The sequence below is a fragment of the Paraburkholderia aromaticivorans genome, from assembly GCF_002278075.1.
GTDB lineage: Bacteria > Pseudomonadota > Gammaproteobacteria > Burkholderiales > Burkholderiaceae > Paraburkholderia > Paraburkholderia aromaticivorans.
The window spans coordinates 3,749,920-3,770,707 of the sequence record NZ_CP022989.1; the positions used below are offsets into that span (position 1 = coordinate 3,749,920).

18 protein-coding genes and 1 pseudogene are annotated in these 20,788 nt (G+C 64.1%); 7 read left to right on the forward strand and 12 right to left on the reverse strand.

The window, feature by feature from the left end:
- Positions 1–79 precede the first annotated feature (79 nt).
- From truB to CJU94_RS17000, 9 genes are all read right to left on the reverse strand, one after another.
- Positions 80–1,015 (reverse strand): tRNA pseudouridine(55) synthase TruB, encoded by a 936-nt coding sequence (gene truB / locus CJU94_RS16955; protein WP_095419674.1) that lies wholly within the window; start codon positions 1,013–1,015, stop codon positions 80–82.
- Positions 1,016–1,109: 94 nt separating this feature from the next.
- Positions 1,110–1,475 carry a 30S ribosome-binding factor RbfA gene (gene rbfA / locus CJU94_RS16960; protein ID WP_095419675.1) on the reverse strand — a complete coding sequence of 122 codons (366 nt, stop codon included), beginning with the start codon at positions 1,473–1,475 and terminating at the stop codon, positions 1,110–1,112.
- Between the two features lie 233 nt (positions 1,476–1,708).
- A complete protein-coding gene (gene infB, locus CJU94_RS16965) occupies positions 1,709–4,681 on the reverse strand; it encodes a translation initiation factor IF-2 (RefSeq protein ID WP_095419676.1) in 2,973 nt (990 codons plus the stop codon).
- A gap of 93 nt (positions 4,682–4,774) precedes the next feature.
- Complete coding sequence (gene nusA, locus CJU94_RS16970; RefSeq protein ID WP_095419677.1) at positions 4,775–6,250, reverse strand: transcription termination factor NusA; 1,476 nt, start codon at positions 6,248–6,250, stop codon at positions 4,775–4,777.
- Entirely contained in the window at positions 6,247–6,705 is a 459-nt protein-coding gene (gene rimP / locus CJU94_RS16975) for a ribosome maturation factor RimP (protein WP_064269683.1), read from the reverse strand. The genes nusA and rimP overlap by 4 nt, the downstream gene beginning before the upstream one ends.
- A 542-nt stretch (positions 6,706–7,247) precedes the next feature.
- Positions 7,248–9,110 (reverse strand): 23S rRNA pseudouridine(2605) synthase RluB, encoded by a 1,863-nt coding sequence (gene rluB, locus CJU94_RS16980; protein ID WP_095419678.1) that lies wholly within the window; start codon positions 9,108–9,110, stop codon positions 7,248–7,250.
- A gap of 63 nt (positions 9,111–9,173) precedes the next feature.
- Positions 9,174–10,376: an SMC-Scp complex subunit ScpB gene (gene scpB, locus CJU94_RS16985; protein ID WP_095419679.1), complete on the reverse strand. Its 1,203-nt coding sequence runs from the start codon at positions 10,374–10,376 to the stop codon at positions 9,174–9,176.
- Between the two features lie 370 nt (positions 10,377–10,746).
- Positions 10,747–11,973, reverse strand: coding sequence for a pyridoxal phosphate-dependent aminotransferase (locus tag CJU94_RS16990; RefSeq protein ID WP_095419680.1), 1,227 nt, complete (start codon positions 11,971–11,973; stop codon positions 10,747–10,749).
- A 381-nt stretch (positions 11,974–12,354) separates the two neighbouring features.
- The gene (locus tag CJU94_RS17000) at positions 12,355–13,257 is read right to left on the reverse strand and encodes a LysR family transcriptional regulator (protein ID WP_095419682.1); all 903 of its coding nucleotides are present in this window, start codon (positions 13,255–13,257) and stop codon (positions 12,355–12,357) included.
- Between the two features lie 409 nt (positions 13,258–13,666).
- Between CJU94_RS17000 and CJU94_RS17005 the strand changes: the two are divergent.
- Both CJU94_RS17005 and CJU94_RS17010 read left to right on the forward strand, forming a co-directional pair.
- A pseudogene (locus tag CJU94_RS17005) lies at positions 13,667–14,062 on the forward strand (transposase); the annotation flags it as partial.
- 304 nt (positions 14,063–14,366) lie between these two features.
- Complete coding sequence (locus CJU94_RS17010) at positions 14,367–14,621, forward strand: hypothetical protein (RefSeq protein ID WP_095419683.1); 255 nt, start codon at positions 14,367–14,369, stop codon at positions 14,619–14,621.
- 365 nt (positions 14,622–14,986) lie between these two features.
- On the opposite strand, the gene CJU94_RS17015 is transcribed toward CJU94_RS17010, so the two are convergent.
- Positions 14,987–15,310, reverse strand: coding sequence for a hypothetical protein (locus tag CJU94_RS17015; RefSeq protein ID WP_091794922.1), 324 nt, complete (start codon positions 15,308–15,310; stop codon positions 14,987–14,989).
- A 264-nt stretch (positions 15,311–15,574) separates the two neighbouring features.
- Here CJU94_RS17015 and CJU94_RS17020 point away from each other — a divergent pair, with 264 nt between their 5' ends.
- From CJU94_RS17020 to CJU94_RS17030, 3 genes are all read left to right on the forward strand, one after another.
- Positions 15,575–16,294 carry a YdcF family protein gene (locus tag CJU94_RS17020; protein WP_425272195.1) on the forward strand — a complete coding sequence of 240 codons (720 nt, stop codon included), beginning with the start codon at positions 15,575–15,577 and terminating at the stop codon, positions 16,292–16,294.
- Positions 16,295–16,541: 247 nt separating this feature from the next.
- On the forward strand, positions 16,542–16,781 hold the full coding sequence (locus tag CJU94_RS17025; RefSeq protein WP_095419684.1) for a hypothetical protein: 240 nt from the start codon (positions 16,542–16,544) through the stop codon (positions 16,779–16,781).
- Between the two features lie 292 nt (positions 16,782–17,073).
- The gene (locus CJU94_RS17030; protein ID WP_007182306.1) at positions 17,074–17,331 is read left to right on the forward strand and encodes a hypothetical protein; all 258 of its coding nucleotides are present in this window, start codon (positions 17,074–17,076) and stop codon (positions 17,329–17,331) included.
- Between the two features lie 88 nt (positions 17,332–17,419).
- Here CJU94_RS17030 and CJU94_RS17035 read toward each other — a convergent pair whose 3' ends face one another.
- Entirely contained in the window at positions 17,420–17,710 is a 291-nt protein-coding gene (locus CJU94_RS17035) for a putative quinol monooxygenase (RefSeq protein WP_095419685.1), read from the reverse strand.
- A gap of 550 nt (positions 17,711–18,260) precedes the next feature.
- On the opposite strand from CJU94_RS17035, the gene CJU94_RS17040 reads away from it, so the two are divergent.
- A complete protein-coding gene (locus CJU94_RS17040; protein ID WP_244220856.1) occupies positions 18,261–19,577 on the forward strand; it encodes an EAL domain-containing protein in 1,317 nt (438 codons plus the stop codon).
- Here CJU94_RS17040 and arfB read toward each other — a convergent pair.
- Positions 19,574–19,978 carry an alternative ribosome rescue aminoacyl-tRNA hydrolase ArfB gene (arfB, locus tag CJU94_RS17045; protein WP_095419686.1) on the reverse strand — a complete coding sequence of 135 codons (405 nt, stop codon included), beginning with the start codon at positions 19,976–19,978 and terminating at the stop codon, positions 19,574–19,576. The two genes, CJU94_RS17040 and arfB, sit on opposite strands and share 4 nt — an antisense overlap.
- Positions 19,979–20,128: 150 nt before the next feature.
- Here arfB and CJU94_RS17050 point away from each other — a divergent pair, with 150 nt between their 5' ends.
- Positions 20,129–20,770 carry a VC0807 family protein gene (locus tag CJU94_RS17050; protein WP_095419687.1) on the forward strand — a complete coding sequence of 214 codons (642 nt, stop codon included), beginning with the start codon at positions 20,129–20,131 and terminating at the stop codon, positions 20,768–20,770.
- Positions 20,771–20,788 lie beyond the last annotated feature (18 nt).

The window sequence follows — 20,788 nt, forward strand, 5'->3', positions numbered from 1 at the left end:
CTCGACAGCGGTCCCGCCTTTTTTCTGCGCCTTTGAGCGGCCTTGCGCATCGAGCGCCCCGCTAGCGTCTACGCGGCTTTCAGTTCGCCGCCGTGACGATCAACCGTTCCGGCGCGAGTACGCCCTCGCCTTGCTTCGCGACGCCGAGCAGACGCCCTTGCGCGGCATACACCCGAACGCGCGGCGCATTCACTGCTTCGCCCTTAATGTCCAACTCGGACAGTTTCAACCGCTGGCCGTGCAGGAAGCGGCGCGTCGCGTCTTCATCCAACTGCACGAGCGGGAACGTGGACAGCAATGCGTCCACCGGTTGCAGCCACGCGTCGCGCTCGCCTTCTGTCGCGTCAGACAATGCGTCGAGCGTCACCGAATGTTCGAGGGTCAGCGCGCCGACCCCCGTGCGCCGCAACGCCACCAGATGTGCGCCGCAACCCAAGGCCTCGCCGATATCCTCGGCCAGCGTGCGCACATACGTGCCCTTGCTGCACGTCACGCGAAACGTCACGTCCGGCAACGCACAGGCGAGCATGTCGAGCTTCAGGATCGTCACCTGGCGCCCTTCCCGCTCCACCGTCTGGCCGGCGCGCGCGTATTCGTACAACGGCTTGCCGTCGCGCTTGAGCGCCGAATACATTGGCGGAACCTGGGTGATCTCGCCGAGGAACGCGGGCAGAACCGCCCGGATCGCCGCTTCGTCGCACGTCACCTCTCGCGTGTCGAGCGCTTCGCCTTCGGCGTCGCCGGTGGTCGTGCGAATACCGAGGCGCATCGTGGCCTCATAGGTCTTGTCGGCTTCGAGCAGGTCTTGCGAAAACTTGGTGGCTTCGCCGAAACAAAGCGGCAGCAGGCCGGTCGCGAGTGGATCGAGCGTACCGGTGTGGCCCGCTTTTTTTGCCAGATAGAGACGCTTCGCGCGAATCAGCGCGTCGTTGCTCGACAGGCCGAGCGGCTTGTCGAGCAGCAGCACGCCGTCGAGCGCGCGACGCGGCACGCGGGGGCGTTGAGATGCGGTCATGTCGGAAGGACGGAGTCTTCGATAAATACGGAAAACAGCACTGAGCGCGGCGCAACTCAGGCATGGCGGCGAGCGCCGCGGCTAACCCGCGTGCTCAGTCTTCTTTCGCGCGATTGGCGTTCGCCTCGTCGATCAGACGCGACATTTCGACGGCCCGCTCGATCGTCTTGTCGTAATGGAAATGCAGCGTCGGCACGGTGTGGATGTGCAAACGCTTGAATAACTGATTGTGCAGATGGCCGGCCGCATGCGTGAGCGCTTCGAGCGTGTGCTGCGGATCGCCCGTGAGCGTCGTGAAATAGACCTTGGCGTGCGCATAGTCCGGCGTCAGTTCGACACTTTGAATCGTGACGATACCGATGCGCGGATCCTTGACCTCGCGCATCAGCTCGGACAGATCGCGCTGGATCTGATCGGCGATCTGCACGTTGCGATTGGGAGAAGAACGTTTTTTAGGCATGGTGTTAGGTGATCCGCTTTAACGGATGCAAAAAGGGGTTCGCGCTAGCGCGGTGCGGGCGTGTTATGCGGGCAGCATGCAGGCGGCCGGCATGACCAGCAGCTCCGCGACGGGCGCTGTACGCGAGGTACCGCGACACACTCGCGACAAATCGCAACGAACGCGTGGCACCAAAAACAACGGGCGGAGCGGGCGTTAAAGCCCGCTCCGCCCCTAGAGCCGTGCCGCGCGAATTACAGCGAACGCGCGACTTCGGTGACCTCGAAGACTTCGAACTGATCGCCTTCGACGATGTCGTTGAAGTTCTTGATCGACATACCGCACTCGAAGCCCTGACGGACTTCCTTCACGTCGTCCTTGAAGCGCTTGAGCGAATCGAGCTCGCCCGTGAAGATGACGACGTTGTTGCGCAGCACGCGCACCGACGACGAGCGCTTGACGAAACCGTCCGTGACCATACAGCCGGCCACCGCACCGATCTTCGGCACCTTGAAGACCTGACGCACTTCGACCGTTCCCGTCACGACTTCGCGCTTCTCCGGTGCCAGCATGCCCGACATCGCGGCCTTCACGTCATCCACTGCGTCGTAGATGATGTTGTAGTAGCGAATATCGACGCCGTTGGCTTCCGCCAGCTTGCGAGCCTGCGCATCCGCACGGGTGTTGAAGCCGATGATGACCGCCTTCGAAGCCGTTGCCAGGTTGACGTCGGACTCGCTGATGCCGCCCACGGCGCCGTGCACGATCTGCACGCGCACTTCGTCGGTGGAAAGCTTGAGCAGCGATTGCACCAACGCTTCCTGCGAACCCTGCACGTCGGCCTTGACGATGAGCGGCATGTACTGCACTTCGCCTTCGCCCATCTGCTCCAGCATGTTCTCGAGCTTCGCGGCCTGTTGCTTGGCCAGCTTGACGTCGCGGAACTTGCCTTGACGGAACAACGCGACTTCACGTGCCTTGCGGTCGTCCGGCATGACGATGACTTCCTCGCCTGCTTGCGGGACTTCGGACAGACCCTGAATTTCGACCGGGATCGACGGACCCGCCGACTTGGTCGGCTTGCCGGTTTCGTCGAGCATGGCGCGCACGCGACCGTAAGCGCTACCCGCCAGCACCACGTCGCCGCGGTTCAGCGTACCCGACTGGACCAGAATCGTCGCAACCGGACCCTTACCCTTGTCGAGCTTCGCTTCAATGACGAGACCCTTGGCCGGCGCTTCGACCGGTGCCTTCAGTTCCAGCACTTCGGCTTGCAGCAGCACGTTTTCGAGCAGATCGTCGATGCCCGCGCCGGTTTTTGCCGACACCGACACGAACGGCGAATCGCCACCGTATTCTTCCGGCACGACGCCTTCAGCGACGAGTTCCTGCTTGACGCGCTCCGGATTTGCATCCGGCTTGTCGATCTTGTTGATCGCGACGACGAGCGGCACGCCGCCTGCCTTCGCGTGGGCGATCGCTTCCTTCGTCTGCGGCATGACGCCGTCGTCGGCTGCGACCACCAGAATCACGATGTCGGTTGCCTTCGCACCGCGGGCACGCATGGCCGTAAAGGCTTCGTGACCCGGCGTGTCGAGGAACGTGATGACGCCGCGCGGCGTTTCGACGTGGTAAGCGCCGATGTGCTGCGTAATGCCGCCCGCTTCACCCGCTGCAACCTTGGCGCGGCGAATGTAGTCGAGCAACGAGGTCTTGCCGTGGTCGACGTGACCCATGACCGTGACGACCGGCGGACGCGGCAGCGATTCCGCATCGGACACTTCGCCTTCGACCAGCATGGCTTCCGGATCGTCCAGCTTGGCCGCAACCGCGTGGTGGCCCAGTTCCTCGACGATGATCATCGCCGTTTCCTGGTCCAGCATCTGGTTGATCGTGACCATCTGGCCGAGCTTCATCATTGACTTGATGACTTCCGAAGCCTTCACCGCCATCTTGTGCGCCAGATCGGCGACCGTGATGGTTTCCGGCACGTGCACTTCACGCACGATCGGCTCAGTCGGTGCCTGGAACGTGGTGTTTTGATCCTGATGCTTGCCGCGACCCTTCGGACCACCGCGCCAGCCACGATCGACACCGCCGCTCGAATCGCCGCGCGTCTTGATACCGCGGCGCTTCGCTGCGTCGTCCTGCCAGCCGCCCTTGCCGCCGCCCGGCTTCTTCTTGTCGCCGGCCGAAGGCGTGGTCGTGGCAGCCGGAGCCGCAGCAGCCGGCTTCTTCGCTGCCGGACGCGCCGGTGCCTCACCCGCCGGACGTGCCGGCTTATGCAGCGTGCCCTTGGCTTCCGCGGCCTTGGCCGGTTCAGCGGGCTTCGGTGCCGGCTCCGGCGCCTTGACCTGCGCCTTACGCGGCGTATTCATCATTTCGCGGATCGCGCGTGCTTCGGCTTCTGCCGCGGCACGGCGCTTGGCGATTTCTTCCTGCTCGGCACGCGCTTTCTCGGCAGCCTGACGCGCTGCGTCTTCCGCCTTTTTCGCGGCTTCGCGTTGCGCGGCGCGCTCGGCGGCCGCGCGTTCGTCGTCCTGCTCGCTTTGCTTGGCGAGCACCGGCTCCGCAGGCTTGGCAGCCACCGGTTCCGCCTTCGCGGCCGCCGGTTGTGCAGCCTGTGCCGGCTTGGCAGCCTGGGCTTGGGCTTGCTCGCGAGCGGCCGCCTCGGCCGCGGCCGCTGCGCGCTTCTTCGCCGCTTCTTCTTCCGCACGGCGGCGCTCGGCTTCTGCAGCCTGCTCACGCGCCTGACGCTCTGCTTCTTCGCGTTCGAGTTGTTCCTGGCGCGCCTTCAACTCCTGAGCCTGCTTTTCGAGCAGTTCGGCTTCGTGACGAGCTTCCTCTTCACGACGCTGGAGTTCGAGATCGTCGACGTCGGCCTCGGCCACATGATTCGATGCTTCGCCGCCTTCAGCGGCGGTTTCATCACGGCGGACGAAAGTGCGCTTCTTACGCACCTCGACCTGAATGGTACGAGCTTTACCCGTCGCATCGGATTGCTTGATTTCCGACGTATGCCGTTTCGTCAGCGTGATCTTGCGCTTGTCAGCATCAGTCGAGCCGTGAGACTTGCGCAAGTGGTCGAGCAGACGCGCCTTGTCCGTTTCGGACAAGCTATCGTCTTCGCTCGCTTTTGTGACGCCCGCCGCCTGCAGCTGCTCAAGCAGCACGCCTGCAGGCATTTTCAGTTCCGCGGCAAATTGGGCTACGTTGTTACTCGCCATTCATTCCTCTTAATGCAAGGACCGATTCCTTGCGGTTAGCATCGGGTCATGCGGCCTGACGGCCGCTTCAATTTAGTGCGCCATGGTCATTTCTCACTGGAACCAGTGTTCACGTGCTTTCATGATCAACGCCTTAGCGGCATCCTCTTCCATTCCGGTCATCTCGACCAGTTCATCCACAGCCAGCTCGGCGAGTTCGTCGCGCGTCTGGATCTGATGTTCGGCCAGCTTGGCGAGCAGGTCGGCGTCCATGCCGTCCAGGCTCTTCAGGTCGAGTGCTACATTTTCGACCTTTTCTTCATTCGCGATTGCCTGCGTCAACAGCGCGTCGCGCGAGCGATTACGCAGTTCGTGAACAGTGTCTTCGTCGAATGCTTCGATTTCGAGCATTTCGTTGAGCGGCACATAAGCGATCTCTTCGAGGCTCGTAAAGCCTTCGTCGATCAGGATGTCGGCCACTTCTTCGTCGACATCGAGACGCGCCATGAACAGGTCACGCAGTACGCCGCGCTCCTGATTCTGCTTTTGCGCAGATTCGTCCGGCGTCATGATGTTGATCTGCCAGCCGGTGAGTTCGCTGGCAAGACGCACGTTCTGGCCGCTGCGGCCGATCGCGACCGCCAGTTCGTTTTCGTCCACGACGACGTCCATCGAGTGCTTTTCTTCATCGACGACGATCGATTGGACGGCTGCCGGCGCGAGCGCGCCGATCACAAACTGAGCGGGATCCTCCGACCATAGCACGATGTCGACGTTTTCGCCACCGAGCTCGTTACGCACAGCCTGCACCCGCGAACCGCGAATACCGACGCACGTGCCGATCGGATCGATGCGCTTGTCGTACGCGACCACGCCGATCTTGGCGCGCACGCCCGGATCCCGCGCGGCTGCCTTGATTTCCAGCAGGCCCTGCTCGATTTCCGGCACTTCCATCTCGAACAGCTTCATCAGGAATTCGGGCGCCGTGCGCGACAGTTCGATCTGCGGACCGCGCGCGGTGCGATCGACCTTCGCGATGTAGGCGCGCACGCGGTCGCCCACGCGCAGGTTTTCCTTCGGAATCAGCTGATCGCGGCGCAGCAGCGCTTCGACACGGCCGGTTTCGACGATGAAGTTGCCCTTGTCGAGGCGCTTCACCGAGCCGGTCATGATGTGCTCGCCGCGCTCGAGGAAGTCGTTCAGAATCTGCTCGCGTTCAGCGTCGCGCACCTTCTGCAGGATCACCTGCTTGGCGGCCTGCGCGCCGATACGGCCGAATTCGATCGACGGCACCGGTTCTTCGATGAACTCGTCGAGCTGAATCTCAGGCTTCTGCTCACGTGCTTCGAACAGCAGGATTTCCTGATCCGGCTCCTGCAAACCGGCTTCGTCCGGCACCACTTTCCAGCGGCGAAACGTTTCGTGCTCGCCGCTTTCACGGTCGATATGGACGCGGATATCCGCATCTTCTTCGAAGAGTTTCTTGGAGGCCGAAGCGAGAGCCGCTTCGAGCGCGGCAAATACCACGTCTTTGTCGACATTCTTCTCGCGTGCCAGCGCATCCACCAGCATCAACACTTCGCGACTCATTGTTTGCGGCTCCTAAAGTCAACTTTCGGAACGAGGCGTGCTTTGTCCATGTCCGCGAGCGTGAAATCGAGCATCGCGGCGCCTTCCTTCCCTTCAAATTCCAGACCGATCGTCTCGCCTTGCGGAGCATGCAGAATGCCCCGGTACGATTTCCGTCCGTCCAATGGCTTTTTCAATGTGATTACCACTTCGCTGCCTGCGAAGCGTTCGAAATCCGCCAGTTTCTTCAGCGGGCGGTCGAGACCCGGCGACGATACTTCAAGCCGCTCGTAATCGATATTTTCGACCGTCAGAACGTGCTGGAGCTGACGCGTGACTTTCTCGCAGTCTTCGATCGCGATGCCGGCCGGCTGGTCGATATAGATACACATCATGCCGCGCCCGGTGCGCTCGAAGTCGACGAGCTCGTAGCCGAGTCCCACGACCGTGGTTTCAATCAGTTCCGTCAGTTGCACAATGCCCTCTTAGATGTTCGCGCAGCGAGCCTGCCGCCTGTTCTGCAAACAACCAATGCGGGCCGCGCGCCAAGCCGGCGCACGTTCGTGCTACCCGAGATGCCGAACCACTGAGAACTGAGCGGCAAAAAAAAATGGGCTAAACGCCCATCATCTTATTGCCGGTGGTCGCACCTGAGCCGCACATAAAAAGCCGCACGCCCAGCGACTTCGCGATTGTAGCCATTTTTCAGGACAAACGCAAACCGCAAAGCGCCGCCCAATGCGCATTTCCGCTTGATTTGATGGGAATCTTTCAGCAATGTGGCGGCACTTCGGGCCTTTTGCAAGCACCCCGCGCCGCTGCGGATCCGCACGGAACGGGGCAGGCAAGTGAAATCTGCCCCCACTATGGGCCACACCGTGGTTTTATGCGCCGGACGAATTCGCAGGACACGAAACCCAAAGATCCCGATGCGCTCGTCGACCGACGATGACGGTGGCTGGCGAAGATCGTCAAGGAACGATCAGCAGCCCGCCGCCATGCATAACTCGCTTACCGGTTACCGGCCGCGTGAACGGCCGCGCGGTGCGCCGCCGCCCCGATTGGCGCCGCCCGGACTGGCATTGCCGCCGCCCGCGCGGTTGGCGTTGCCGCCGCGATTGCCCGCCGGCCCGCGGTTACCGCCGCCGGTCCCGGCGCCCATCCCACCGCCGCCAGCCCGCTTGCCGCCGCCGGCCGCACGATTGCCGTTACCCGACGGTGCGCGATTGCCGTCGACTTCTCGCCCGCCGCGCGGGCCGCCAGCACCGCCGCCCATCGGGCCGCCGAGACCACCCGCGCCGCGGCCGGCGCCACGATTGCCGTAACCGCCACCGCCGAAGCCGCCGCCGCTCGCACCGCCGCCGAATCCGCCGCCCGCCGCACTGCGGCGGCCCTGGCCGCGCGGTTGCTGCTGCTCGAAACGGCTATGCGACATCAACACGGGTTCACGGTTGATGAAGCCCATCGACGTTTGCATCGGATCCGGCTGCTTACGCTCCGGGGCTTCCCGGCGGCTGCCCTTGTCTTCCGTCGGTGCCTTCAGACCCACCGCCGCCATCAGCGCGCGCACCTGGTTGTCTTCGAGCTCCTCCCAACGGCCGCGCTTGAGGCCCTTCGGCAGCGAAATCGGGCCGTGACGGGTACGGATCAGACGGCTGACCATCAGGCCGGCCGCTTCGAACATACGACGCACTTCGCGGTTGCGCCCTTCGGCGAGCGCGACGTGATACCAGTGATTGGTGCCTTCGCCGCCGCCATCGCGAATACGCAGGAAATTCGCCGGACCGTCGTCCAGCTCGACGCCGTGCAGCAGCTTCTGACGCATGCCTTCCGCCAGTTCGCCGACCACCCGCACAGCATATTCACGCTCGACGCTATAACGCGGGTGCATGAACCGGTTCGCCAGATCGCCCGACGTGGTCAGCATCAGCAGACCTTCCGTGTTGAAGTCGAGACGGCCGACCGCAAGCCACTTGGCAGTTTTCATCGGCGGCAGTTTGTCGAACACCGAGGGACGGCCTTCCGGATCGGCATGGCTGACGATTTCGCCGGTCGGCTTGTGATAGAGCAGCACGCGCGGCGGCTTGTTGGCGAGCTTGCGCTTGACCGGCTTGCCATTGATGCGAACCTGGTCGGTCGGCATGATCCGCTGGCCGATGTGAGCCGGCTCGCCATTCACCGACACGCGGCCGGCGACGATCAGCTCTTCCATGTCGCGGCGCGAACCCATGCCGGCTTCGGCCAGCACCTTGTGCAGCTTCGGCGCGTCGTCGTCCGCGGCGAGCACGCGCTTGGGCGCGGCCGGCTTGCCACGACGGAGCATCGGAGCCCGCACGCCGCCGGTGGCGCTGTTGTCCGCGTCGAACGCGGGCGACGTCACGTACGAGAACAGGTCGTCCTGACCGGCTTCGGCCGCGACCGCCGGCGCTTCCGCGCCACGGCGGTTCTGACGCGGGCCGCCTTCGCGCGGCTGACGCTCGCGCTGGCCTTCACGAGGCGCGCCTTCACGCGGTGCGCCCTCGCGGCGCGCGCCGCCCGCATTGCGACGCGGCCCTTGACCCTTGGCGCCGGCATCCTTGCGCGGCATACGCACTTGCGCGACGACCTCGCCGTCCGGCGGCGCCTCGCCGACAACCGGCGCGTCCTGCGCGGGGCCGGCTTCGGCGCCCTTCGTCTTCCCGCCGGCGCGGCGACGCGCGATCAGGCTGCGCGGGCCGCGACGCAGGCCGCGGCGCGGACGGTCTTCACCGTCTGCTTCCGTGGTCTGCGCCGGGCGCTCGCCCTCGCCTGCCGACGCTTGCGTGGTGCGCGTTTCGTCAGCGCGAGCCGACGGCACGGCGCGCTCGGATTCGGACGAATCGGTGTCGTGGGTATGTGTCAAAACAACCTCAAAATGTCAGGTCGCGCACGCCCGTTGCGGGCGTGGCAAAAAAGTTCGGTTACGTCAGGCGCTGCGCGACTCGGCTTCGTCGTCGGTCAGAATGCCTGCGTCCTGCGCCGCATCGCGGCGATCCTCAGGATCGCCGTGCGCCGCCTTGGTCGGGTTCGGCTCGGCGGCGTGCTCCGTATTGCGGAGTACGCCCGAGTCGTGCGCGGGTATTGCCGGATCGGTCTGGGAGACCGGATCGTGATTCTGTGCGGACCCGGCGGCGCCGGTCTGCGGTGCAACGTTTTCCACGTATGCCGTTTCAGCATGCTCGTGCGCAGACGGCGCGCCAGCGGCGTCCGCATGCGACCCGGATGCCGGTGCGATTGCCACTGCACTGTCGGTCACTTCGGCCGTCGGTGCTGATTCCACCGGCTCCGCGTACTGTTTCTGAGACGTTTCGGCAAGTCCGTCAGCGATTTCCGTTCCCGGTGTTTCGCCGACGCGCTCGAACGGGCTGCCCCCGCCATGACCACCCGCGCCCGCCTCTGCGGAGTCGGGCGCAGGCGCCTCGCGCACCACCGGAGGAATAGCCTGCAGGTCGCCAGTGGCGGCCATGTCGACAATCGCATCCGCAGCAGCGCTTGCATCGACTGCGCCGGAATCATCCGGCTCTTCGGGCGCACTCTCTTCGCCCGAGGCCAGCGTCTCGCCGGCATCGGCGAACTCGATTGCATGCTGGCCGAGCAGATCCGCGTTCAACTGCGCCGACGGATCCGCGAGCGGCGGCAATTCGTCGAGCGCTTTCAGCCCGAGGTCGTCGAGAAACTGCCGCGTAGTCGCGTACAGCGCGGGACGGCCCGGCACATCACGATGACCGATCACCTCGATCCAGTTGCGGTCTTCGAGCTGCTTGACGACCTGCGTATTCACGGTGACGCCGCGAATTTCTTCGATATCGCCCCGCGTGACCGGTTGCCGATAGGCAATGATCGCGAGCGTTTCGAGCACCGCGCGCGAATATTTCGGCGGTTTCTCAGGATGCAAGCGATCCAGATACGAACGCATTGCGGGCTTGCTTTGAAACCGCCAGCCCGACGCCAGCCCGACCAACTCCACACCGCGCCCAGACCAATCCTGCTTGAGGTCTTCGAGCAAAGTCCGAACGGTGTCTGCCGACACGCCGTCGGCAAAGAGCTTGCGCAACTCGCCGAGCTTTAACGGCTCCTGCGCGCAGATCAAGGCAGTCTCGAGGACGATCTTCGCCTCTTGGGTATTCATGCAGCTAGGTCAGACCCTGTGGTCAAAGAACCGGATCAAACAGACGATGTGGAACTGAAGACGCGCTCGCCCGATTCTGATCGGTCATATTGATGGGAGCACGCACCGGGGGGAGGCGAAACAGACAATCGAACCAAACCCAGCCGGACGGAGCAGCGATATTCCTGAAAGGAACCGCGTGACTGAGCGCCATATTACGCAAAAACAATCAGTGCGTAAAGATGAAATCCCCGGCGCATTTTCGGGGCTCGCCTAGGCGGGCGTGCTTTAGCGAAAAAGCAGGCTCAATTGGTCAGAAACCGGCTTTCTTCGCTCGTTCTTCGCCGGATTGGCTCGATCGCTGCGCGCCGCCAACTTTTCGGCCCTGCCCTCAGCGGGCCGGCGCGTGGTGCGCGAGGAACCGCTTCAGACGCTCGACGCCCGCGTCCAGCCGCGCCGTGTCGCAGGCATAGCACCAGCGCACGAAGCCCTCGCCTTGCGGACCGAAAGCGCTGCCCGGCGCTACGCCGAGTCCCACCTCACGGACCATCGCCTTGCATAACTCCAGACTGTGCGAGGCGCCCGGCATCGAGAAAAACAGATACATCGCGCCGGGCGGCGCCTTGACGTCGACTCCGGGCACGGCGCAGAGCGCGCGCACCAGATGGTCGCGCGACGCCTTCAACTCCAGCACCAATTCCTGTGTAAAGGCTTCACCCTGCTCGATGGCCGCGATGCCCGCGTGCTGAACGAACGCCGGCGCGCACGAGGTGTTGTACTCGACGAGCTTGCCGAGATCGTCCATCAGCGAGGTGGGCGCGACGATCCAGCCGAGCCGCCAGCCTGTCATCAACCACGCCTTCGAAAAGGAATTCACGCAGATCACGCGTTCGTCGCGCGCGGCCAGATCGAGGAATGACGGTGCGGTGATCGAGGTCGCGCCCGCCGTGCCCTGATCGGCTTCGGCGTAATAGAGGCGCTCGTAGACCTCGTCCGCCACGATCCAGATACCGTGGCGCCGGCAATGCGCCAGCACGGCGCGCTGCTCGTCGCGACTCATCACCCAGCCGGTCGGGTTGTTGGGCGAATTGATCAGCAGCATTTTCGTGTCGGACGTCAGCGCCGCCAGCAAGTGCTGGAGGTCCAGCTGCCAGCCGTGCTCTCCGTAGTCCAGTGCGACGGTTTCCACGTGCGCGCCGAGAATCTTCGGAATCTCGACGAGGTTCGGCCAGAGCGGCGTGACCGCGACGACGCGGTCGCCCGCGCCCACCACGAGTTGTGCCGCGAGCATCAGCGCATTGACGCCGGCGCTCGTGACCGCGATGTGCTCGGGCGACGTCGCGCCGTGAAGCTTGCTGACATAGCCCGCCAACGCGGCGCGCAGCGGTGCGATGCCCAGGTTGTGCGTGTAGAACGTCGCGCCCGCGGCCAGCGAAGCGCTAGCGGCGTCGCGGATAAAGGCCGGCGTGACGCGGTCGGACTCGCCGAACCAGAACGGCAGGACGTCGTCGACGCCGAAACCGGCGTTGGCGACTTCACGGATCTGCGAAGGACGCAGGGCGCGCACGGCGTCGCGCGCGTTGGGGGTAGATGGCACAGACAGATCCGATTCGCTCATCGAGGCATCCAGACGGGTGGGGGCATGAACTGAAGTTCAGCGGAGGCGCTAGTTTAGCTTGGCGCTACTTTTCGGTGCGGCGAAGTCAACGAACCAGCAAGCGTGACTGAACCTGGCCGGGTGATTGGTCGAGAACGGGCTGGGGTCGGGCGACTTGGCTGGACGGCAAAAAAACCCGTGCTCGTCGCTCGGTCGCTCTTCGGTCCTGCCGTCGTCTGCCGTCTGCCGTCTGCCGTCTGCCGTCTGCCGTCTGCCGTCTGCCGTCTGCCGTCTGCCGTCTGCCGTCTGCCGTCTGCCGTCTGCCGTCTGCCGTCTGCCGTCTGCCGTCTGCCGTCTGCCGTCTGCCGTCTGCCGTCCAACGAGCATGCAGCCTCTTCGTCATTAACTCAAATCCTCCGCTCGCCCCGGCAGTTGGTGAATCAATCCCCACACCGCCTCCGCTGCCGGCGAGAGCGAGCGGTCGCGCCGCCGCACCAGTTCGACCGTGCGCTCCGCGCGCGGCACGAGCGGCCGGGCCACCAGCGAGGCGCCCGCCGGCAGCGGCAATGCCAGCCACGGCAGCACGCTCACGCCGATGCCTGCCTCGACCAGCCCAAAAACGGTCGCGGAATGCCCCAGCTCCTGCACCACCGCGGCGCTTACGCCGTATTCCTGCATCACTGCATCGATGATCGGCCGGCTACCCGACGCGTAATCGAGCATCACGAGCTGCTGGCCTTCCAGATCCGTCCACGCCACCCTTTCCCGTGACGTCAACGGGTGATCGTTACGCATAACGAGGCAGAATGAATCCGTCATCAGTGGCTCGCTGAGCAGATCGTCGGCGGTGAACGGGCCGATGATCACGCCGAAGTCGACCTCGCCCGACTTCACCTTGCGCACCACGTCGCTCTGCACGTCGTCGCGCAAACCCAGCACGATGTAGGGAAACTGCTCCCCGCACGCGGCCACCACGCGCGGCATGAGCCGGCACGCCACTGTCGGGCTGGCGGCCACCACCACGCGCCCGCGGCGCTGCTCGCCGATTTCGCGGATCTCGCGCAGCGCGTCGTCCAGATCCGATAACAGACGCGACACGCTCGACACGAGGTTGCCGCCGACATCCGTCAGTTGCACCTCCCGGGTGGTGCGGTCGATCAGCTTCAGGCCGATCTCGCCCTCCAGTTCGCGCACGCAGCGGCTAACCGCCGACTGCGTCAGGCCGATCTCATCGCCGGCCCGGCTGAAACTCTGCAGACGGGCCACCTCGATGAAAACCCTGAGCTGGCGTAGCGTGACATTCATTTACCAACCTCATCAATTGCCCCATTTGATGCGCATTGTAAGGCGAAAGTCAACGGCCTATTCGCTTTTAGCAATCGCGCTGCAATGCAGCAATAAGGCGCAAACGCACGCTGGCCGGGCTTGATTGCACAAGATTGGTGATTGTCCCGATTTGCGAGATGGGTTTTTTGGATTCTTATACGCCCCTAGCTAGCGCCCGCGCTGGCCCGCTGTCATGGGGCTTTCAGGCGGTTGGACTCAACGTGGCACACTTCCTGCATTTACATGCACACAAGGGTCGGCGCCATGATTCTGACTGCATAGCAGACCGTGGCAAGCCCGACCCTCCTTGGCACTCGCCTATCGAGTGCATGGAGAGTGCGCGGCGCGGGGCAGCGCACCGGAGTTAGCTTCGCTGAGGTGAAACATGATGCTGTTCGACGATTTGAGAGACAACGAGTGGGCGCTGGTCGAGGCGTTGTTCTGTGCGGAGCCAGCACGGAGCGAACGGCGCGGTCGGCCACGCGTGGAAGCGCGCGCGGTTGTCAACGCCGTGCTGTGGGTGCTGTCGACGGGTGAAGGCTGGTCCAAACTGCCGGGCCGCTATCCGTCGCCGCCGACGTGCCGCCGTCGCTTCGACGAGTGGCAAGCCGATGGTACGCTCGCCGAAATAGTTAAGCGACTCGGCACGAGCGGTCGTGAAATTTCGCTGCGCGGCCGGATCGGCGCAACCGCAGCCAAACCGCCGGCACCGCCGAGCCGTGACCGCCTGCGCGGCGCATTCTGGACCAATCCGGAATCGTGGCGCGCTCCGGTCAAGATGGCCTGACGCGAACTGTTTGACCTCCGGGCGCTTACGGGCGCCCGGCTTCGATCCGATCCAGGTCGCCGCGCGCCGCGTGTCGACGCTCGCCGAATCTGTCATGGGCACCGCTGTCCGGCGCGCCCAACGCAGTCGTCCCCTCCTGTTACACCCAGCCTGCCTGTGCGCTGCTTCAGTCGTCTGAAGCAGCGCGATAGTTGCGGGTGAAACATCCATTTACTATTACTTACAGCGCGCTTTCGCGACTGGGCATACCTTATGTCTATGCAAACAGGCCTTGAGTCCATCGGCTTGACGGGAGCTCAGCATGAAAACAATGTCACTGCTTCTGTGCGGCATTGTCGTTTCATCAATGGCCGCACCGGCGCTCGCACAGCAGCGCCAACAGGCTTGGAACTGGCGGCCGGATCGTCCGGCCACCATCGAAGCCTGGCAGCAAAGCGATGCGCGTGCCCGCGACTTCACGCCGCCGGCGCCGCGCGGCGACCTGCGCGGCGATATCGCCAGTAACGTGCGGGCCCGGCCGGACGCGCCTCGCCAGGATCCGGCGCGCCGGCATTAGGCGGGTTCGGTGCGCGCAGCGGTTCGCCGCGCCGCTCGACAGCGGAGATCGCGCAGATTGGCTGATCGGGGGAACCACCCCGCGTTCTGGGAGTCTGATTGAACGCCATTAGCACAGCGTGGCAGTAGTAATTCCGGTACGCCCGTATCCTCGCGATACGGGCTTTTTTTTGCGCCTCTCCTGCGGCCAAGGCATGCGGCGCGTGCGAGCAGAACGCCCGCGCTCATCCACGAAGGCGGGGCGGGCGCGGGCGGAGCCCGCGTCACGTCAGGTGTAATGAGGAAGCAGAGGGATGCGGCAATGAAATCACCACCAGCCGCGTCGAGCGGCCGGGGAGATCACGCGAGCCTGCCAGCCAGCCGGACCTAGGGCCGGACTTCGAGCGCGGCGGTGGGCCGCGTGTCGGCTGTGGCGACGACGTAGTCGTTCATTCGCTGCGCGGTCCAACTGAGCAAGCGCTCGTCGTGTGCGAGCCGCGCGAACTCCGCTCTGCCCCGTTCAGTGAGCACAGCGATATCGACCGGTGCATGAAAACCGGGAGCCGGTGCGACAGTGCGCTGCCGCACGGTGTCCATCAAGCCTAATGCGCGAAGATATTGGAAGACGCCTGGCCTTCTGGCCCATGGGACCTGGCGATATTGCGCCCGCCGCAGCGCTTCAAGTACCGCTTCGTTGGAATACGTGGTCATCTCACTTCTTTCTTAAAGTGCAGCTATGACACATCCATGCCCAACACGTCACCGCGCCACCAGCGACGCGCGTAGCACCCGCCCTTGGCTGGAAGCTGGCCGCAATCTTGCAGCCGAATTCCGCCAGGTGCTGCCTGGTCTCGTTTCGGAACCCCCGTCTGAACGGCATGTTAGCGTTCTGTCCGCGAGCCGACGATGCAACCGCTGCGGCGCGATAGCAGGCCCGTAGATTTGTCCCGAAAGACATACGTTACCCCATTTAAATTGATTCTATTCATTTTATTAGCGCTTTTTTTTGCAGCAATCGTGCTATGGAAGCGCGCCAGGCGCCCGCTTGCCATCGGTACGCTCGCCTTGTTCTGGCTGCTCGCCGCCGGCTGGCTCACCGCCCCTTTGCTACTTCTGGCGCAACCGCGCTGGCGGACCGATGCGCCCGCCCGGTTCGCGCCGCGCACCGCGATCATCATGCTCGGCGGCGGCACGATCTACAACGACGACCACGTACTCGTGCCGCCGCACGACGTGCTCACACGCATCACGGCGAGCGCGGAGAATTACGCCGCCTGCAAACGCACGGCGGCCACCTGCCATGTGATCGTGAGCGGCGGCAATCCGCAGCGGCACCGCGCGACCGAAGCCGACACCTACTTGCCTTATCTGTTGCGCCAGCAGGTCCCGCGCGCGGACATCGTGCTGGAAAACAGCAGCCGCACGACCTATGAAAACGCGCGCAACGTCTCCGCCATTCTGGACGGCTCACGTTACGACTCGCTGATCCTCGTCACCTCCGCCTACCAGATGCCGCGAGCGCTGCTCGACTTCCATCGCTTCGGCCTCGCGCCGCAACCGATGATTTCGAATGCGCGGCGAGCACGTCTAGGTGTACTGCCGCGCTATGACAACCTGGTGACAGCGGAAATCGCATTGCATGAACTGATTGGAATCGCACAATTTCATGTCTATCGCGCCATCGGGTGGTTCTAGAATCCAGACAACATCAAGATGCGCTTTATTTAGACATGCGAAGGTTGTGTCGAGCGGTAAACCACAGATGTGACTCGTTGGCGAAACCAGCCGGCGTTGCAACGGCGCTTGTGCGTAACAAGATGTAACGAATTGTCATCGCACTTACAAATCCGTCCGTTGGAGCGGATATTGCTGACTAGAATGCATTGTCTTTCCGTCTGGACAGGCAAGCACTCAGGTCCACAACCACTCTGCGGAGGTAGCAATGAAGAAAGTGTCCCTGGCGATCCTGGTTTCCCTCAGTGCCGTAACGGGCGCGGTTTATGCGCAGGACCACGGCGTCATGATGAGCACCGATCCGGCCAAGGCCGCCGACGTCGAGCAGCGCGCGCAAGATTTGCAAAACCGTCAGCAAGCAATGGACAGCGCGCCGGCCGCGCCGATGAAACACCACAAGGGTGCCCCGCATCACAAGAAGGCGCCCAAAGCGGACGCCGGCTCGTAAGCACGCTCCTCCATTCACCTGCGGCCGCGCCGCGAAGGTCAAAAGCCGAAGCCGGCATCGTCGGCTTCGGCTTTTTTTGTTGTCTAATGGGCAGGCGAAAATGGCTGGCGAAAAGGACCGGCGAAGGGGCGGGCGAAAGACTTGCGAGTCCCGGCTCAGCCCCACGCGCCGACCCGCTCCGAACGCGCCGCTCGAGCCCCGCAGCGCGCGGCCGTCGGTGTGCTAAAGTCGCGCACCGACCGGCGCCCAGCCGGAACCCCTAACCCGTGCGCACCTTGGTGCGGAGGACAGCATGAGCAACATCCAGCTTGATATCGAATGGACTGAAGCAGCATCTCGCAAGATCGAAAAACTGATGCCGCGCGGCGGTCAGGAGGCGTTTCTGGCGCTGCCGCCCGTCGAATGCCTGCCGATGGAAGGCGACGTGCTGTTTCTTGGACCGGATGGCAAACAGCAGCCGTTCATCGTCGCGGAACGCCAGTATCACCACGATGGCGATGCGGACTGGACCATCATCCTGATTCTCGACGTGCCCCAAGCCACGCATTGATCATCGCGTCATGATCCAGAACGGCGAGCGGGTGGCCGGCCAAAGCGGCCCGGCAACCCGCTCGCCGTTGCGCGGCGTGTCAGTCCGGTCAGGCGATCTTCGACACGACGCGAATTTCAGCGTGCTCCACCCAATCCGCCACCGCTTCCCGATAAGCCGCGATGTGCGCGGATCGCGCATGCGCCGCCAGCGCCTGCTGGCTTTCCCAACGCTCGACAAACACGAACCGGCGCGGCTCCTCGACGTCGCGGTGCAAATCGTATTGAAGCGCTCCCTGCTCCTTGCGCGTCGGCCCGACCAGACCTTCGAGCGCCTCGCGCAGTGGCTCTTCATAGCCCGGCTTCGCCACCGAGATTGCGACGACCGCGATTTCCGACATACCTGACCTCCATTTCACTGAAAGAGCAGCAGCATACCGGGCGCCCGCCAAACCTGCAGGACGCACGTTCAGGCCAATGGCTTCGCCGTCCGTGCGTCATCCGCGCCGCGCCGAGAGCCGGTTCGCGCGTCCGCCTCTCTGAGCCGCCCTTGCCTGGAGTTTGGCGGGTGTCCGCTCAACGCCCTGTTACGCTCGGTTTCATACAGGCGATCGATTGCGATAGAAGCAATCGGTTTTGCGCACTGCAAGATGGGCGCAAAACTCGCGCGACGGGCCCGCGACATCGCGCCGGATGGTCCGCGGGGAAAGGCTTGGCGGGGTGCCCCGCCAGGCGCGCGGGTACGCCCCCGCGTCTGTGATTACCCGCACATTCATGCGAATTGCAAACTGCTAGACTGGTCTTGACTAATCCGCCGGAGTCCAGCATGGCTGGCATTGCTCTCCGCGTTCCCGGGTTTTATACAACCCGCCCTGCACACGTGAGGGCCGTGCCTCCGTTGCGCGCCGAATCGTCTGGCGCGTCCCGTCACCCGCTTGCCGCGATGTCGCCATGTCCGCTCTCCTGCCCGCCTTTATGCCATCCGTCAGCGCATTGACTCTGAGCGGCCTGCTCCCGCATCTGGTCCGGTGCGAGTCCGGCTGGAGCGCGACGTGGCGCGCGCTCACTTTGCACAGCGTGTTCCAGCCGGTGTTGTCGGTCACGCACCAGTGCATCGTCGGTTACGAGGGACTGTTGCGCGCCTTCGATCCGGTCGGTTTGCCGGTCTCGCCAGAAGTGCTCTTCTCGGGCACGCGCTCGGCCGCCGACGCCCGCGAGCTCGACCGTATCGCGCGCTGCCTGCATGTGGCGAATTTCATGGAGCAAGGCATCAGCACCGGCTGGCTCTTCCTGAATACGCGTCCACAGGTATTCGAAACCGGCTGGCCGCAGCGCGCGTTCATCGACGAACTGTCGGCGCACTTCGGTCTGCCGCAGGAGCGCATCGTGATCGAAGTGCTCGAGCAGCCCGCCGACGACGAATCCGCCGTCGCCAGCATGCTCGCGGCCTCGCAGCCGCGCGACTTCCTGATCGCGATCGACGACTTCGGCACCGGCTTCTCGAACTTCGACCGCGTATGGCGCTTTCGCCCCGACATCGTCAAACTCGACCGTTCGCTGGTCGCGCGCGCCGGCAAGCGCGAAGGCGACGACTCGATGATCAGCCACCTGATCGCGATGCTTCATCAGTCCGGCACGCTGGTGCTGGCTGAAGGCGTCGAAACCGACGAAGAATTGATGATCCTGATGGAAGCCGACGTCGATTTCGTCCAGGGTTTCTGGCTCGGTCAGCCGAAGAGTTCCGTACAGGCAGCCTGCGCCAAAGTGCCGGCCTTGATCGAATCGATGTGGAGCAAGTTCGCCGACTACGAGCGCGCGCATGCCGGCCACCAGCGGCTCGGTTTCGAGGGTTTCGCGGAAGCGGTGCTGGCCGCCGCCGAGACCTACAAAGCGACCGGCGATCTGCGTCAGGCAGCGCAAAAGGTGTGGCATCTGCCTGAGGCCCGGCGCGTATTCATCACCGACGGACACGGCGAGCAAACGCTGCCTTCGGTCACGGCCACCTCGGTGCCGCCGCCTCCGCTACGGCTCGCGCCGCTCTATACCGATACGCGCAGCAACTGGTCGCGGCGGGCCTACTTCAAGCACGCGCTCGCCGCGCCGGGGCGCGTCGCGATGATGGGTCCGCATTATTCGCTCGCCGACGCTCAGGACTGCTACACCGCCGCCCTCGCGTTCGAGCGTCAGGGCACTCACGTGCTTTGCGTCGACTTCGTGCCGACCGCGACCCCGGACGGGCGCCCGGCGGGACGCGGCGGCAAGCGCTAATCGTCCACCCGGCCGCGGCCGGATTTGACCTCGCTGCGTTTGGCCTTGCTGTCGAGGCGCCGCAGGTTCGACGCGCGCGTCGGCCGGGTCGCGAAGCGCGGTTTGCGCGTCACGCTGACGCTTTCGATCAGTTCATCGAGCCGCGCCAGCGCAGCCGCGCGGTTCATCTCCTGAGTCCGATGCTCCTGCGCCTTGATGATCACGACGCCGTCGCGCGTGAGCCGGTGATCGGACAGCGCGAGCAGGCGCATCTTCAACACTTCCGGCAACGATGAAGCGCGCACGTCGAAGCGCAGGTGAATCGCGCTCGAAACCTTATTGACGTTCTGGCCGCCCGCTCCTTGCGCGCGCACTGCGGTCAGTTCGATTTCGTTCGGTGGGATCGGATAGCGGGATGTCATGACGCGAAATTGGGCTGGGAGACATGAGTGTACACAGTGCGCCCGAACGCCGATTACGGACTATCGGGGGCGATGGTCAATGCGAAAAACCATTTGCATCGGCACGGCCGCTCATCGATACTGCACTTTTCGCTTACAGCGTAAATCAACATGAAGCTCCGTCCGGGTTTTGTGCTCGAACTGGCCGTCAACTTTCTGTTGCCGTGGCTCGCCTACCGGCTCGCGCTGCCGCATCTGGGCGAAACCGGCGCATTGATCGCGTCCGCCGTGCCGCCGATCGTCTGGAGTCTGGTCGAACTCGTGCGTTTTCGGCGCGTCGACGCGCTGAGCGTGATGGTCGTGACCGGCATCGTGCTCTCGGTCGCGGCGATGGCGCTCGGCGGCAGTCCTCGCATGCTGCTGTTGCGCGAGTCGCTGGTGTCCGGCGCGATCGGCGTGGTGTTTCTGATCTCCCTGCCGATGCGCCGTCCGCTGATCTTCTATCTTGCGCGCGCCACCGTTGCGCGCGAAATGGAAGGCGGCGCCGCGCGCTTCGAAGCGCTGTGGCAGGAGCGCCCCGCGCTGGTCGCGGCGATGCGCCTGATGACGCTGGTGTGGGGCATCGGCCTGAGCGGCGAAACCGCGCTGCGTGCGTGGATGGCGCTCACCTGGCCGATCGAGCGTTTTCTGGTCGTTTCCCCTTTTATCGGCTATGGCATCTATGGCGGGCTGACGCTGTGGACGCTGTGGTATCGAAACACCCTGCGCGGGCGCGTCGAGGCGCGTGTGCAGTCGGGTGGCGCTGCCGGTTGAGCGGGTTCGCCGCACAGC

What these genes read in the sequence shown, in the direction of transcription:
- CJU94_RS17030 (WP_007182306.1), top strand. Translation starts at nt 17,074, where the DNA reads ATGAGCAACATCCAGCTTGATATCGAATGGACTGAAGCAGCATCTCGC.
- rbfA (WP_095419675.1), bottom strand. Translation starts at nt 1,475, where the DNA reads ATGCCTAAAAAACGTTCTTCTCCCAATCGCAACGTGCAGATCGCCGAT.
- arfB (WP_095419686.1), bottom strand. Translation starts at nt 19,978, where the DNA reads ATGACATCCCGCTATCCGATCCCACCGAACGAAATCGAACTGACCGCA.
- infB (WP_095419676.1), bottom strand. Translation starts at nt 4,681, where the DNA reads ATGGCGAGTAACAACGTAGCCCAATTTGCCGCGGAACTGAAAATGCCT.
- nusA (WP_095419677.1), bottom strand. Translation starts at nt 6,250, where the DNA reads ATGAGTCGCGAAGTGTTGATGCTGGTGGATGCGCTGGCACGCGAGAAG.
- scpB (WP_095419679.1), bottom strand. Translation starts at nt 10,376, where the DNA reads ATGAATACCCAAGAGGCGAAGATCGTCCTCGAGACTGCCTTGATCTGC.
- CJU94_RS17040 (WP_244220856.1), top strand. Translation starts at nt 18,261, where the DNA reads ATGTCCGCTCTCCTGCCCGCCTTTATGCCATCCGTCAGCGCATTGACT.
- CJU94_RS17025 (WP_095419684.1), top strand. Translation starts at nt 16,542, where the DNA reads ATGAAGAAAGTGTCCCTGGCGATCCTGGTTTCCCTCAGTGCCGTAACG.
- CJU94_RS17050 (WP_095419687.1), top strand. Translation starts at nt 20,129, where the DNA reads ATGAAGCTCCGTCCGGGTTTTGTGCTCGAACTGGCCGTCAACTTTCTG.
- CJU94_RS17015 (WP_091794922.1), bottom strand. Translation starts at nt 15,310, where the DNA reads ATGACCACGTATTCCAACGAAGCGGTACTTGAAGCGCTGCGGCGGGCG.
- CJU94_RS17000 (WP_095419682.1), bottom strand. Translation starts at nt 13,257, where the DNA reads ATGAATGTCACGCTACGCCAGCTCAGGGTTTTCATCGAGGTGGCCCGT.
- CJU94_RS17035 (WP_095419685.1), bottom strand. Translation starts at nt 17,710, where the DNA reads ATGTCGGAAATCGCGGTCGTCGCAATCTCGGTGGCGAAGCCGGGCTAT.
- CJU94_RS16990 (WP_095419680.1), bottom strand. Translation starts at nt 11,973, where the DNA reads ATGAGCGAATCGGATCTGTCTGTGCCATCTACCCCCAACGCGCGCGAC.
- CJU94_RS17010 (WP_095419683.1), top strand. Translation starts at nt 14,367, where the DNA reads ATGAAAACAATGTCACTGCTTCTGTGCGGCATTGTCGTTTCATCAATG.
- truB (WP_095419674.1), bottom strand. Translation starts at nt 1,015, where the DNA reads ATGACCGCATCTCAACGCCCCCGCGTGCCGCGTCGCGCGCTCGACGGC.